The following is a 12,967-nucleotide window of genomic DNA, read 5'->3' on the forward strand; positions in this document are numbered from 1 at the left end:
CGGCGTCAGACACACCGATCCCAGCAGGGCCTCGACCCCTACCCGAGGACCCTCAACCCGACCTCATCCCAACAAAAGACGAAGAGCCGACTTCGTTCATCAGCCGGACTGCGTGCGGGCTGAAATGGTCGCCGGTGTTGACAAGAATGGCCGCCGCGGAGCGTCCCGTTCAGTCGAGGCGCAGACCTCGAGCGAGCTCGATGGCGTCGTCGAAACTCGGGGCGCTGTCGGGACGCCACGCGAGGGATTCGATCACGTGCCGGTAGCCGCGCTGCAGCGCTTCGTATTGGGGCGTGCCCATTTGGAGCGCCGGCGACATCGGGAAGCGGGCGATGAGCCGTGCGCGTTGCCCGACAGTGTCGTTGCGGGTCTCCGCGTCGATGACGCTTTTGCGCATGTGCGCCAGAATCTCGTTGCGTGCGTCCGAATCGGATGCTGCGCTGGCGATGTCGAACAGGTCTCTGGCGCGTTCGGTGAGCTTGGCGTTGCGTCCGTGTTCGGCGTTCTCGACGTTGGCGCGCATCTTGTTGCCGATCGTGACGGCGAAATGCAAGGACGGGAGCGAGAAGCCGCCCAGTTCGGGGTGCTCGCGCCGTATGTTGTCGCATGCGTAGCGGCCCATCAGCGACATCACTGTGCGCGGTACCCATGGGCTCATTTCGACGGAGGCCTCCACAACGTCGACTTTCGCGTACTCAGGTCGGCCTCGGCGTTCGGCATGCGAGACGATGTGCAGCGGATGGGGCGCATGTGCCGTCGGCTGCCGTTCCGTCTCGGCGGGTTCGGTCATGGCTGATGCGCACAGATTGGCCACCCAGATGCTGGCTTGGCGCAGCCGGTCGCTGCCCGGCATCGCTGTCCGGCCGACGATCAGGAGGTCGATGTCCTCAGAGAAGCGCTCCGATAGGCCCCATTGGCTGACGAGAGCAGTGCCTCCGCCGAACAGGACATCGAATCTGGTGTGCCGCGGCCGTCGCCATCGTCCGCTGCTGAGCGCGACGGCCGTGTCCTCGCCGACGTCGCGCGCCGCCAGCCGGTGCAGCCCGGCGTGCAGCCAGTAGTCCTTCTCGATCTGGTCTTGGCGCAGAGAGGTGTCCTCGACGATGAGCCGCGTGAGATCACGCCGGATGTCGGGCGGCAGGCTGCGTGCCGGCCCGGTTGTGGGCACTGCCGCAAAGGCAGCGGCCTCGGCTGCGTAACGGCTTGCTTCGAGGACGTTCTCGGGTGCCTGCGGGTGCGCGGGACGGCGATGCTCTGCGTATGGGCAGGTGTCGGCCCAGTTCCTGCATCTGCGCCCGTCGACGGTGTTGCGGGAGTTGCAGCGCTTCCGTGACGGCATCTATATCTGCTCCCATGAGCGGCGGTTCGCTCGTCCTGCGAACAGGTTGCAGGAGGAGAGCGTCGCTGGCATGGCAGCAAGAATCCCGGACTGAGCGCTGCTCGGCGGATGAGGCTGCATCTCGACGTCCCAGGCGGACGCGACGCGGTCTTGCCGGATCGCTGCGTTGGGTCCGAGCGCTCTGAGGGTCATGGCGTTCTTGAGTTCACAGATGATGCGTTCGACAGGTTTTTCGGCCATGTCGAGTGTGCGGAGTGCTTCGAGGAATGTGATCTCGGCCCAGGTGAGGTCTCGGCGGGCGGGGTTGTGGCGTGGTTCGTGGACGACGGTGGGGTGCAGCGGCTCGGGTGTGCCGGCCATGACCGCGAGCCGGGTCTTGGCGGTCATCTGGGTGGTCCATCCGACGCGGTTGAGGGCGTGCATGGACGCGAACCCTGATCCGGGTCCGGCGTAGCGCAGTCCGATGTATTCGTGGGACAGCGTCATGTGCCCGATGTCGGGGTCGGCGGTCTTGGAGGGCGGCACGCCGTACACCCAGAATCCGGGTGCGAGCTCTTCGAGGCCGCTGTCGGGGTCGGCGGCGGCTTCGCTGACGACTTCTGCTGCGAGGTCGGTGTCGTCGCTGAGCTCGTGGACCCAGAACACGCTGCCCCACAGACGGCATCTGAGCCGATGCCCGATCAGCACCCGCTCAGGGGCGCGCGTCCACGCCCGGCGGGACTCCCTCTCCTCGTCGCTGAGCCGGCGGGGGCGGCCGGCGATGATGTCGAGACGGTCGCTGATCTCGCCGCAGATCTGCTCCGCCGTCATCAGCGCTTCGGCTCGGAAATGACGGCGCCGCCACCGCAGCCCTGTCAGACCGGCGCCGAGGAACGCCTGCCGCCGGTTCCGCGGCATCTCCCACAACGCCCACGGCTCCCAGCGCTCCGCGTCGGGATCCCAGTCCGGCCAGCGTTTCAGGCGATATCCCGGAAATCTCGCAGCGAACACAGCAGACCGTCCCAGTCGGCGAACACCTGAGAGTCTCGCACGAACCTGCCCGCGGACCGCCCGCTGCCGCCAGGCGTGCCGCGGGGACGGCCGGGCACAGCTTGGGGCTTGCACGCGGGTCCGGCGGTCATCTTCCCGGCGGTGAGCGGTGTCAGAGCCGGCGGCATGGAGGGGTCGTGCAGGGTAGTGTGCGGCGACTGCCTGGAGGTGATGAGGGGTTGCCGGACGGGACTGCTTCCTGAACAAGATCATCTGGGCGTACGACTGGGGCGGACGAGCCAGACGGCGCTGGCCGGCGAAACGCGACACGATCCTCGTGTACGTCAAAGACCGCGGGAAGTACTGGTTCGACAGCGCCGAGGTGGACCGTGAGCCGTACATGGCGCCCGGGCTGCAGACACCGGAACGGGCCGCGGCCGGCAAACTCCCGACCGATGTGTGGTGGCACACGATCATCCCGACTCGCAGCGCGGAACGGACCGGCTGGCCGACACAGAAACCTGCCGGCGTTCTGCGTCGCATCGTCGCTGCGAGCTGCCCGCCGGACGGGTGGGTGCTCGACCCGTTCGCCGGTTCCGGCACCACTGCGGTGGCCGCGGCCGAACTCGGGCGCCGGTTCGTGATGATCGACGACAGCTCGGAGGCTGTCGACGTGATGCGGGCCCGTCTCGGGGACGGCAGCCGACACGGCCAGATCGCCTGCCCGGCGCTCGACAGCGGAACGAGATGACGCAGGCCGCGTCGGGCACACGCCGAGGTGTCGGCGCTGCCGGGTGCCTGGCGTTGCTGGGCGGGCGTTTCGCGGGTCGGCGGTCATTCTCGGCCGTTGTGAGAGTTCACGGGTTCGGGCGGCAGTGTTGAGACGGCGACTGCGGCTGCGCCGTCTGCACCGTCAGATGGCTTTGCGTGCGCATGATGTGATGTCCGATGCTGCACCGCTGTTCGAAGCGGCAGCCGGACTGGGGTCGCTGCAAACGGTCATGGCCATCAACGAAGCCCGATGGAGCGACGACAGCGACAGCGCAGCGTTCGACGATGACGGCAGCGAGGACCTTTACTGCGAGCACTGTCACGGCGCCGCGCTCGAGGCCGTGTTCCTCAGTCTCGCCCCGGAGGACCTCCCGACGGTCGGGGAACGCGGCGCGCAGATCGTGACAGGCTGGAGGGCAGCCGCCAAGCGACGCTGGCCGAAGCAGCCCTGATAGGGCTCTCGGCGGCCGCGCTGGAATGGTGCACGCTCGTCATGTCCGACCCTGCCGAGGCAGGAGCCGACGACACATGGCAAGAGCTCGCGCACGCCGGACGGTCTAGCCCGAGTCGGCGGCGGCTTTGCGTCCGTGCACGATCCGGCCGCCGTTCTCGTCCCTGGTGACAGCGACGACCTCGGTCATCTGAACCCACGGTCTGGTGTGCTTCGAGCGGGGAAGCACATGGCATGGCATCGTGTCGCCTGCTTCGAGCATGCCGTCCGGGTCGTGAATGGCGACCCCCCATTCGCCGGATTCGAGCTTCGTCGGCCAGCCCGACAGTCCGACGCTGTCCGGCGACGTGAGCCGTTCGACGGTTGTGCGCGGCCCGCGGGTCGTGCCGATGTTCGTGCTGTCCCCGGTCCGCACCGACTCCGTGTACAGGTCGAAGCGTTCGGGGAACAGTCTCGGCGCGTAGAGCACGCGCTGATTGTCGGTGATGCCGGGGACACGGACGATGTCGCCGGCACGCAGCTGGCCCAGTTCGCACAGCACTGGCCGGTCGTCTCCGGCCGGCTGGTCGCTGCCCGCGGCGTCCGCTGCGGCTTGGGCGGCTTGGGCGGCTTGGCTGCTGTCGGCTGGTGCGCTGCTCGGTCTGCGGACGCCGGTTCGTGTGTGGCCTCGCACCGGGCGGCCTCCCCGCATGTGGGCCGTCACGTCGGATGTGCTCATGAGTCGGAGAATGCCGCCGTGGGTGTGCCGTCGGCGCAAGGCTCCCGGCGGGCCGGCGGCGTGCCCGGCTGAGAGCGCAGCACGGCGCGGGCCGGCCATTCGATCACTGGGACGCAGACGGCGTCGCCGAGGCACTGGCGGGCCTGGTTGTCGGCGAGCATCGAGACGTCGAAGGTCTCTGCGGCGCCTTGCAGCCGCGCGGGCTCGCGTCCGGTCAGCCATCTCGCTTTGTGCCCGTCCGAGCCGACCCGGACCGCACCGGCACGGTTGGAGCCGCCGCGGGCTGCGGTCAGGCAGCCGGCGATCCGATCCGAGCGCAGCACCCAGAGGATGGGTCCGCCCCTGGACCGATGATGCGCTGAGAACCATCGAGGCTCCCCGAACAGCGACCTGCTGCACAGCAGATGCCGGTGATGCTCCACAAGGGTCTCGTCGAACGACGCCATCTCGACGGCGGTCCACCAGCGCGGGTCGTCCTCAGGCAGCGCCTCGACGATGCCGCCGAGACATGCGCCAGTCGAGCGGGGCGGCGCCAAGTCACGGAACGCGACGCCGAGATCGCGGTTGCGGTCCGTCCACTGCTGCAACGCGGCCGGACGCAACGGGTCCGCCGCCATGAGACCCGACCGCCCGGTCACGGTGCCCGACTCCGACAGACCGGACGATGCGACGACGAGCAGGCGGCGGCGCGACTGCGGCACGAACCACGCCGCGTCGGCGATCAGCAGATCGCAGCAGTAGCCCAGCAGGTTCAGCTCCGACACGACGCGTCTGAGATCGGCGCCGCCGGAAGGTGCGAACCGACAGCGGCGAACTCCCGTCATGACGCGTTCCTCAATGTGGTTCTTCTCTTCTGGGGTCAGATTATGGAAACTCCGATCCCTGATGGAGAACTCATTTGTCACGTACTGTGCGATGGATATCGTTCGCTGCTGACCATCGATGATCTCATATGTGCCGTCCAGGCGTTCAGCCCAGTACATGACGTTCAATGGGAAGCCTTGGTTGATCGTGTCGATAACGGCTTCGCGTTGCGCCGGACCTTAAACGAATTCACGCTGAAACGGCGGGCGTATGTCAAGCGCTCCGCCATAGCCGACCACACCATCTTCGTCGTCATCTCGGTATCCTGCGACTAGGTCCTTGACGGTGACGTGCCGGAGTTCGATTTCCATTTCACAGATTCCTGTTCTTGATTACAATACGGAAAAAGGGTGATTTGCCGTTTATCTGTAGGTCTTTGCCATCGTCGCCTTTTCTGAACCTGACGATTTCAAATTGGTCAGGATTCCATTTGTCTAGTGGTGCGTCGGCAATTTGCGCAGGGCCTGCCGAAGCCTGTTTCCGCAGGTCAGCGGGCCGCGACCTGCCCGCAAGAAAACCGCGACACACCACTAGGAATGTGATCGGCACTCCCATAGGTCCATCCCAATCCGCAGGGATATGCGCAACTTTGTCGACGTTGATGGCGTCATAGTTATCATATGTTGGAAATTCGTCAGGAGTGTATCTCTTGTAGAGGATCACCTCTTCATGGCGCTTCTTGTGGTCCAAGTTGGTGAACCAGTTTAGGGTCCGCCATCAGTCAAGTCGCGTGATTTTCCCCCATGCGCAGGTCTCTGACCTGCGGAAATGCGTGAGCGGATCACGCGACTTAAGACGCGGCGGACCCTTACATTGCCCATGCTGAAATACTTGATACCGTCCACGATCTTCTTTCGAGCCTCTGTCTTGATGTCGTAGTCCATCGGCACCCGAAACCACTTCTTCCCACCGTTGTCGTAGCCGGGCCACAGGCGGCCGTCGGCAATGAGTTGGAATACTTCCTTGTAGGTGATCGCGTTCTGCTGTCCGAGTATCAGAAACTGTTTGCCGTGCTCCATAAGTTGGGCGAGGTATTCCCGGAACAGAGAAAACGGCGGATTCGTCACGACTATGTCTGCCTGTCGCAGCAGCGCGGTGCTCTCGGGGCTACGGAAGTCGCCGTTGCCTTCAAGGGAATCGGCAGTGTTGGGATCGCAGCGGAGCAACAGTTCGACGTCGCTCAGCCCAATCGCGCCGTCGCCGTCGAGGTCGGGCACCTCGCGTATGTCGGCCTTGTACGCGGTTCTCTCGGTCATCGCTAATGATGTCATGCCTGCGATGTCGTCGAGTGAAAGCTGCTGGCCGCTGACGGCCGATCCCGCGTAGCTGGTCGTGATGAGCCTCTTGAGCCCGAGCGCGTTGAAGTTCGAGGCAAAATACTTGAAGAAGCTTGACTCGTAGGGGTCGTCGCAATTGCAGTACACGGTTTTGTCTTTGAAATGCGGCCGATAGTGGCGCAACTCGTTCTCGACGTCGACGAGTTGTGTATAGAACTCGTCATTCTGTTGCCTGCGGGCCTTATGTAGAGCTGCGTTGTCTGCCATGCTGAGACCCTATCCGGGCGATTTCAGCCGTCCATTCAGGCACTCGTCGGCAAGGACACCCACGTAAGCCCATAACTTGACATCCCCATCCTTTTTTACAGGGCCTGCAAAACTCTGACAAAACTCTCCCGCGCGGGGATCGTCCGAGCGGGAGCCGGGCCGAGCTCGCCACAACGGTCATGCCGACCCGGCGATGCCCAGTCAGTCACGCCGCCGATGTCACACCGGCTGCGTACGTTCGTGTCATGCATCTCTTGTCCATCCAGACGACTCCTCAATTGGAGCCAGGCTGGCCTTGCGCCTCATCGCATCGAGCGCACCGACCGACGCTCGGCGTTACTGCACTCTGCGCTGACGCCAGCAAGAGCATCGCAGCCCTACGACGTCCAGACGTCTATCGTCATGTCGGTGAGCAAGACTGCGCCAGCAGGCGTCTCTCGACGTCGACCAGGCGAAGTTCGAGATGCAATCGAGGAAGTGCTCAGGCTCGCTACGGGGCCTATGCGAGTGAGCGACATCCATGAAGGAGTTGAAACTCGACTTGGAGGTGCCGTCGCAGCCTCGTCCATCCGCAGCTACCTGCGACTCAACTCGAACGCCGACGGCCAGTTCGCCAAGGTGCGCCACGGTGTCTACGCCCTTCGCTGAACCGTTTGCCGTCATCGGCCAGGCCGCTCTTTATAACGCAGACTGCTTGGAGTGGCTTGCCGAGCGGGAGCCCAAGTCGATTCACGGGGTCGTCACCGATCCTCCGTACGGACTCGTCGAGTACTCGCCAACGCAGCAGGCCAAGCTGAGGAACGGCCGCGGCGGCGTGTGGCGCCTCCCGCCGAGCTTCGATGGCCACAAGCGCTCGCCGCTGCCGCGATTCACCACGCTGACCGACGACGATCTCGGCCAACTCGCATGCTTCTTTGGTCGCTGGGCGAAAGCACTGATGCCGGTGCTCGTGCCCGGAGCGCATGTGTTCGTTGCATCCAACCCACTCGTATCACACTTAGTGGCCGGGGCAATCTGCGACGCCGGCTTCGAGCGGCGTGGCGAGATCGTTCGGCTCGTGATGACCATGCGCGGGGGCGACCGGCCGAAGAACGCACACGACGAATTTCCCGATGTCACCGTGATGCCTCGCTCGGGCTGGGAACCCTGGCTGCTCTTCCGGAAGCCGCTCGAGGGTCGAGTGCAAGACAACCTTCGCAATTGGGGCACTGGCGGCTTGCGGCGGTGCTCGTCTGAGCGCCCGTTTGCTGACGTGATTCGGTCGGCACCCACGAGGTCAGCCGAGAGGCGACTCGCGCCGCATCCGAGCCTGAAGCCGCAGGCCTTCCTACGGGAGGTGGTGCGCTCTGTGCTGCCCCTTGGCCAAGGGACGGTGCTCGACCCGTTCGCCGGGTCGGGTTCGACGCTGGCCGCGGCAGAAGCCGTCGGCTACAGCAGCATCGGCGTGGAGCGCGATCTCGACTACGCCGACATGGCCGTCAGCGCCATCAGGCGGTTACGCGACTATGGACCGCCAGCCTCAGGGCCGGAGTCCAATTCGGGTTCGGCATCCAAGTAGACCCAGCTCTTGCGTAGCTTGGCGATTCCGTCGCGGTGGAGCGTGGCTGTCGGAGTCCCGAGTTCGCCCCGCTCGTTGCGGCGAAAGTCAGCCGTAGTGACATGCGCCAAGTACACCTCGGTAAACCGCAAGGGTCGACGGTTTGCTGCCGGCTGAGTCTCTCGGTCGACGCTGTACACGAAGACACAGAACCACTGATCTCGAGCGCCGTGAGTGTCGACCGCGCCGCCGCGCTTGGTGGTGGCCTTGACCTCCACACCGGCCTCGCCGGCCTTGACAGCGTCCTCGGGATACGTTCCAGCCACGACCAAGTCGGGATGACCATTGTGGTAGCCGTTGGTGACGAGTGTTCGTGAGTGGGATGCGAGGTATGCCGTCAGCATGTCGGAGACGACGCCGGACAGGATCGCACCCCGAACCGTGTCCTCGAGACGGCCGAGATCCTTGCCTGCGAGGTGTTGGTTGACGTCGTAGAAGAAGTCATAGACGTCCTGCATTGCCGACTCGAAATCGAGCCGGCGCAACTCGTAGGGCAGCACGATGTCGGGATTGAAACACTCACGACGGACGTGGCGGCGCTCAACGCTCACGGCTAGTCAGGCTAGGACAGCCACGGAGACGCGTTCTAGAGTTGGCGCGGCCGACCGCCGGGGATGCCCCGCCGGCAGGCGGCTGCGCTCACCAGATCACGGCTGACGTCGAGGGGACGACATGAAGGTTCCGTTTACTGTTTCCGACTTCCTGTACCGGGCTGAGAACGTCTACCCGGACCGGGTGGCGATGGCCGACGAGCCCGAGGCGCCCGGCGGCGGGCTCGGGGAGATCACCTATGCCCGGTTCGGCGAGCTTGTGCGTGCCCAGGCGGCCAAGCTGGACCATCTCGGCATCGGACACGGCGAGCGGGTGGCGATGGTGTCGCAGAATGCCGGCCGGCTGATGACGTCGTTCTACGGCGTGTCGGGCTACGGCCGGATCTTCGTGCCGATCAACTTCCGCCTCAGCCACGACGAGATCAGCTACATCATCGATCACTGCGGCGCCACGATGCTGCTGGTGGACCCCTCCATGGAGGACACCTGCAAGGACATCGACGTGGAGCACTTCGTGGTGATGGGCGCCGACGCCGACGACCAGATGTACGCGCCGGGCGTCGAGCCGGCCCCCTGGACGCCCGACGAGGACGTCACCGCCACCATCAACTACACGTCGGGCACAACCGCCCGCCCCAAGGGCGTGCAGCAGACCCACCGGGCGCTGTGGGTCAACGCCACGACCTTCGGCTGGCACTCGGGCGTCAGCGACCGTGACGTGTACCTGCACACGCTGCCGATGTTCCACTGCAATGGCTGGGGCATGCCCTACGCGGTGACCGGCATGGGGGGCAAGCACGTCGTGCAGCGCGAGGTGCGCGGCCCCGAGATCTTGCGACGCATCGAACAGCACGGCGTGACACTGCTGTGCGGCGCGCCCGCCGTCGTCGCCGCTGTGCTGGACGCTGCAGCGGACTGGGAGGGTCCCATCCCCGGCAGCGGACAGGTGCGGATGGTGGTCGCAGGCGCCCCGCCGCCCACGCGCACCATTGCCCGGATGGAGACCGAGCTGGGCTGGGAGTTCATTCAGATCTACGGCCTCACCGAGACAGCGCCGCTGCTCACGATGAACCGCTGCCGGCCTGAGTGGGACGACTTCGATCCCGACGAGAAGGCTCGCAAGCTGAGCAGGGCGGGCGCGCCCGCCGTCGGCGTGAAGATCGACGTGGACAGCCAGGGCGAGATCCTGGCCCGGGCCAACGTGGTGCTCGAGGGCTACTGGGAACAGCCCGAGGCGACGGCCGAGGCCATCACCGACGGCTGGTTCCACACCGGCGACGGCGGCTCGATGGACGACGAGCACCACGTCACCATCTCGGACCGCAAGAAGGACGTGATCATCTCCGGCGGCGAGAACGTGTCGTCCATCGAGGTGGAGGATGTGCTGTTCAGCCACCCTGCCGTGACCGAGGTGGCGGTGATCGGCGTGCCCGACGAGAAGTGGGGCGAGACCATCAAGGCCCTCGTGGTCGTCGATGCTGCAGCCGACGCCGTGACCGACCGCGATCTCATCGACTACTGCCGGGATCGGATGGCGCATTTCAAGTGCCCCACCAGCGTGGAGTTCCGCGAGGAGCTGGCCCGCACCGCCACCGGCAAGCTGCAGAAGTTCAAGCTCCGTGCCCCCTACTGGGAAGACATGGACAAGCAGGTCAACTGAGCCCAGCGGCCCCGCTGGCCGACCCCTGTTGGCGCCCTGAACTATCGGGAGGCATTCGGTCGCACTGCTCGAACTGCGGTGCTGGCGGTCATCGCGGTGACTGCGGCGTGCTCGCCAGCGGAGGTGGACACCGCCCAGACCTCGCCGAGTTCGCCTGCGGCAACCACATCAATCCCTGCAACGACGTCCGGCTCAGATCCGTCTGATGCAACAGCTGTGCCGACATCAGCATCTGCCGTCGGACATGAAGCGCCCAGCGGCACGACCCTCCCAGCCGATCCAACTCCAGCAGTCACCGCGCCGTCCACAACCGATGCAGCCGACTCGGAAGCAGACGACCCGCGCGCTGACGGCTCGGGCGTTGACGATGCACAGACTCCGACCGATTCGACCGAGCCGATCCAGCTCACAGGCAGCGGGAACGCTTCGACCACCGTAGAGCTAGGCGTGGGGAGCTGGACCGCCTTGTCATCAGTGACCAGCAGCGAGGAATTTTGGTTCTCTGTCAAGTTGCTGGGTTCGCCAGAACGTGCCACCGCACTGTGCTGGAACCACGGTCGCGGCGTGATCCTGGCGGACACCAATGCTTCCGCCATCGAGATCAAGTCCCCGCTGCCGATCGTCATCGACAGCGGCCCCGGTGCGTGGTGCGAACCAGGCACATTCACCATCAACGTCGTGGCCACCGGTTCGTGGACCGTGACGTTCATCAACGAAGCTGACGCGATCCCCGAGCGTGGCCCGACCGGCACGCCGTCCGTCAAAACTCGCTTCACCCAGATCTCCACCGGGCGCGATCACACCTGCGGCGTGACCACCTCGGGGAGCGTCACGTGCTGGGGACGGAACGCCTATGGCAAGGCCACGCCCCCAGAAGGCGAATTCGTACACGTCTCCGCCGGCGAGAGCCACACGTGCGGGCTGACCATCGAGGGCACGGTCCGCTGTTGGGGAGACGGTTACTACGGCCAGACAGGTGTACCAGACGACGAGTTTGTCCAAGCCACCAGTTCGTGTGCACTCAGGGCCGACGGATCGTTCGTGTGCTGGGGACGGTTCGGCGTGCTGGAGTCCCCACCGGAAGTTCGGGTCGTGGAGCTCGCGGACGTTCATATCGAGCAGTTCGGGGATGGCTCGTGGTGCGGCCTCCGGGCGGACAACTCGGTGATCTGCTGGTACGAACGGGGCCGCTTCGGCGAAACGCCGTCACTCGTGGCCGTCGAAGACTTCGTCACAGGGACATTCATTCATCTCGGCAACCGTTGCGGCACGCGCACCGACGGCTCCGTCACCTGCTGGTATGCGAGGAGTCCGGATCCGACCCATCCGCCGGGCGATGACGCCTTCACCAGCACGTCTGATCTGTGCGGCATCACCATCGATGAGGAGATCCGTTGTTGGGGCACGGGTCAATACGGCCGCGCCAACCGTCCCGATGAAGCACCTGAGGGCAACTACACACAGGTTGCCGGGGGATCGTTCCACGCGTGCGCGATCGCTGTCGGCGGCAGCGTTCGATGCTGGGGCGAGGGATACGAAGCGACGCCTCCGCCAATTGACCCCGAGTTCGCCAGCGTGTCGGTCGGCAACCCGCATGCCTGCGGCATCACCGTTGAGGGGGAACTCCGCTGCTGGGGATACGACTTTCGCGGCGCAGCCCCGGCGGTCGAAGGGTGGCGGGCTCCCGCTTTCGGCGGCTTGCCGGCCGGCGAATTCACGCAGGTCTCGGTGGGCATCGGTGGCTGGGACGACTTGAGCTGCGCCGTCCGCGTTGACGGCAGTGTGGCCTGCTGGGATTACTTCGGCCCCGAGGAGAGACAGCGCGCCGCTGGGCGCGACGCCGCTGGCGTCTCTGTAGGCACCCAGCTCGTGTGCGTGTGGTTCTCAGATGGCGGTGCGGACTGCTCACGGAAACCCGAATACGAGGTCGACACTTCGGCGGGGGTGCCGGTGCTGTGCGTGTCGTTCTCGAATGGCGGCGTGAAGTGTTCTCCGGACTCCAAAGACAGCATCGCCGAGAGCTTCAGCAGTTCGGAAGCACTCTCCGATATGTCTGCGGGATGGGGCCGAGCATGCGGCGTGCGTTCAAACGGCACGCTCCGCTGCTGGGGAGGCGAAAACAACTGGCCTGAGGATCCGCAGGGTTCTGACTTCGTGCAGGTCTCGGGGGGCATCCAGCAGATGTGCGCGATTCGAGCCGACAATCGGCTCCATTGCTGGCACCTGCTCACCCGCGCCCTCGCCGAGGCCGATCTACCGATTCCTGAGGACCCGCCCAGTGGGGCATATTCGCAGGTGTCCATGGGTGCCAACTTCGGATGCGCTGTGAGAGTCGACGGCGGCATCGACTGCTGGGACGCGGGCATGCTCGGCAGGTCCGGGCCCCCTTCGGGGCCGTTTGTGCAGGTAGCGGTTGGATACGACTACGCGTGCGGCGTCCGGCCGAGCGGCCGCATCGAGTGCTGGGCCTGACGATCTCGATGAGTGCCCGCTGCGCCGGGGC

The 12,967-nt window shown here is 65.4% G+C and carries 13 protein-coding genes and 2 pseudogenes; 7 read left to right on the forward strand and 8 right to left on the reverse strand.

The genetic code is table 11. The features are described from left to right. Nucleotides 1–169: 169 nt before the first annotated feature. Both ACOGXQ_RS12095 and ACOGXQ_RS12100 read right to left on the reverse strand, forming a co-directional pair. On the reverse strand, nucleotides 170–1,339 hold the full coding sequence (locus ACOGXQ_RS12095; protein ID WP_419943914.1) for a nucleotidyl transferase AbiEii/AbiGii toxin family protein: 1,170 nt from the start codon (nucleotides 1,337–1,339) through the stop codon (nucleotides 170–172). Next, complete coding sequence (locus ACOGXQ_RS12100; RefSeq protein WP_419943915.1) at nucleotides 1,340–2,329, reverse strand: hypothetical protein; 990 nt, start codon at nucleotides 2,327–2,329, stop codon at nucleotides 1,340–1,342. It abuts the gene before it with no gap. Nucleotides 2,330–2,552: 223 nt separating this feature from the next. Here ACOGXQ_RS12100 and ACOGXQ_RS12105 point away from each other — a divergent pair. Continuing rightward, nucleotides 2,553–3,059 (forward strand): annotated as a pseudogene (locus ACOGXQ_RS12105) (DNA-methyltransferase); the annotation flags it as partial. A gap of 190 nt (nucleotides 3,060–3,249) precedes the next feature. After that, nucleotides 3,250–3,531, forward strand: a complete 282-nt coding sequence (locus ACOGXQ_RS12110) for a hypothetical protein (protein ID WP_419943916.1) — start codon at nucleotides 3,250–3,252, stop codon at nucleotides 3,529–3,531. Between the two features lie 105 nt (nucleotides 3,532–3,636). Here the strand turns inward: ACOGXQ_RS12110 and ACOGXQ_RS12115 are convergent, their stop codons facing one another. Both ACOGXQ_RS12115 and ACOGXQ_RS12120 read right to left on the reverse strand, forming a co-directional pair. After that, the gene (locus tag ACOGXQ_RS12115) at nucleotides 3,637–4,248 is read right to left on the reverse strand and encodes a hypothetical protein (protein ID WP_419943917.1); all 612 of its coding nucleotides are present in this window, start codon (nucleotides 4,246–4,248) and stop codon (nucleotides 3,637–3,639) included. Next, entirely contained in the window at nucleotides 4,245–5,231 is a 987-nt protein-coding gene (locus ACOGXQ_RS12120) for a DNA cytosine methyltransferase (protein WP_419943918.1), read from the reverse strand. Before ACOGXQ_RS12120 ends, ACOGXQ_RS12115 begins: the two co-directional genes overlap by 4 nt. Here ACOGXQ_RS12120 and ACOGXQ_RS12125 point away from each other — a divergent pair. Then, nucleotides 5,115–5,387 (forward strand): hypothetical protein, encoded by a 273-nt coding sequence (locus ACOGXQ_RS12125; protein ID WP_419947451.1) that lies wholly within the window; start codon nucleotides 5,115–5,117, stop codon nucleotides 5,385–5,387. The genes ACOGXQ_RS12120 and ACOGXQ_RS12125 overlap by 117 nt on opposite strands. Before the next feature lie 37 nt (nucleotides 5,388–5,424). Here the strand turns inward: ACOGXQ_RS12125 and ACOGXQ_RS12130 are convergent. Beyond that, a pseudogene (locus tag ACOGXQ_RS12130) lies at nucleotides 5,425–5,817 on the reverse strand (adenine-specific methyltransferase EcoRI family protein); the annotation flags it as partial. After that, nucleotides 5,817–6,656: an adenine-specific methyltransferase EcoRI family protein gene (locus ACOGXQ_RS12135; RefSeq protein WP_419943919.1), complete on the reverse strand. Its 840-nt coding sequence runs from the start codon at nucleotides 6,654–6,656 to the stop codon at nucleotides 5,817–5,819. The pseudogene ACOGXQ_RS12130 and the gene ACOGXQ_RS12135, both read right to left, overlap by 1 nt. 507 nt (nucleotides 6,657–7,163) lie before the next feature. Here ACOGXQ_RS12135 and ACOGXQ_RS12140 point away from each other — a divergent pair. Both ACOGXQ_RS12140 and ACOGXQ_RS12145 read left to right on the forward strand, forming a co-directional pair. Further along, a complete protein-coding gene (locus tag ACOGXQ_RS12140; RefSeq protein ID WP_419943920.1) occupies nucleotides 7,164–7,304 on the forward strand; it encodes a hypothetical protein in 141 nt (46 codons plus the stop codon). Beyond that, nucleotides 7,285–8,214, forward strand: coding sequence for a DNA-methyltransferase (locus ACOGXQ_RS12145; protein ID WP_419943921.1), 930 nt, complete (start codon nucleotides 7,285–7,287; stop codon nucleotides 8,212–8,214). The genes ACOGXQ_RS12140 and ACOGXQ_RS12145 overlap by 20 nt, the downstream gene beginning before the upstream one ends. Here the strand turns inward: ACOGXQ_RS12145 and ACOGXQ_RS12150 are convergent. Next, nucleotides 8,160–8,804, reverse strand: a complete 645-nt coding sequence (locus ACOGXQ_RS12150; RefSeq protein ID WP_419943922.1) for a hypothetical protein — start codon at nucleotides 8,802–8,804, stop codon at nucleotides 8,160–8,162. The two genes, ACOGXQ_RS12145 and ACOGXQ_RS12150, sit on opposite strands and share 55 nt — an antisense overlap. Before the next feature lie 121 nt (nucleotides 8,805–8,925). Here ACOGXQ_RS12150 and ACOGXQ_RS12155 point away from each other — a divergent pair, with 121 nt between their 5' ends. Beyond that, nucleotides 8,926–10,464: an AMP-binding protein gene (locus ACOGXQ_RS12155; RefSeq protein ID WP_419943923.1), complete on the forward strand. Its 1,539-nt coding sequence runs from the start codon at nucleotides 8,926–8,928 to the stop codon at nucleotides 10,462–10,464. Nucleotides 10,465–10,505: 41 nt separating this feature from the next. Here the strand turns inward: ACOGXQ_RS12155 and ACOGXQ_RS12160 are convergent, their stop codons facing one another. After that, on the reverse strand, nucleotides 10,506–10,760 hold the full coding sequence (locus tag ACOGXQ_RS12160) for a hypothetical protein (protein WP_419943924.1): 255 nt from the start codon (nucleotides 10,758–10,760) through the stop codon (nucleotides 10,506–10,508). Nucleotides 10,761–11,028: 268 nt separating this feature from the next. Here ACOGXQ_RS12160 and ACOGXQ_RS12165 point away from each other — a divergent pair, with 268 nt between their 5' ends. After that, entirely contained in the window at nucleotides 11,029–12,936 is a 1,908-nt protein-coding gene (locus ACOGXQ_RS12165) for an RCC1 domain-containing protein (protein ID WP_419943925.1), read from the forward strand. The last annotated feature ends 31 nt before the right edge of the window (nucleotides 12,937–12,967 follow it).

This window comes from Candidatus Poriferisodalis sp. (genome assembly GCF_965208485.1).
GTDB lineage: Bacteria > Actinomycetota > Acidimicrobiia > Acidimicrobiales > Poriferisodalaceae > Poriferisodalis.

Excerpts from the sequence above, each read along its gene's own strand:
- ACOGXQ_RS12095 (WP_419943914.1), bottom strand. The coding sequence starts at position 1,339 with ATGCCGTCACGGAAGCGCTGCAACTCCCGCAACACCGTCGACGGGCGC.
- ACOGXQ_RS12110 (WP_419943916.1), top strand. The coding sequence starts at position 3,250 with ATGTCCGATGCTGCACCGCTGTTCGAAGCGGCAGCCGGACTGGGGTCG.
- ACOGXQ_RS12115 (WP_419943917.1), bottom strand. The coding sequence starts at position 4,248 with ATGAGCACATCCGACGTGACGGCCCACATGCGGGGAGGCCGCCCGGTG.
- ACOGXQ_RS12125 (WP_419947451.1), top strand. The coding sequence starts at position 5,115 with ATGGAAACTCCGATCCCTGATGGAGAACTCATTTGTCACGTACTGTGC.
- ACOGXQ_RS12120 (WP_419943918.1), bottom strand. The coding sequence starts at position 5,231 with ATGTACTGGGCTGAACGCCTGGACGGCACATATGAGATCATCGATGGT.
- ACOGXQ_RS12135 (WP_419943919.1), bottom strand. The coding sequence starts at position 6,656 with ATGGCAGACAACGCAGCTCTACATAAGGCCCGCAGGCAACAGAATGAC.
- ACOGXQ_RS12155 (WP_419943923.1), top strand. The coding sequence starts at position 8,926 with ATGAAGGTTCCGTTTACTGTTTCCGACTTCCTGTACCGGGCTGAGAAC.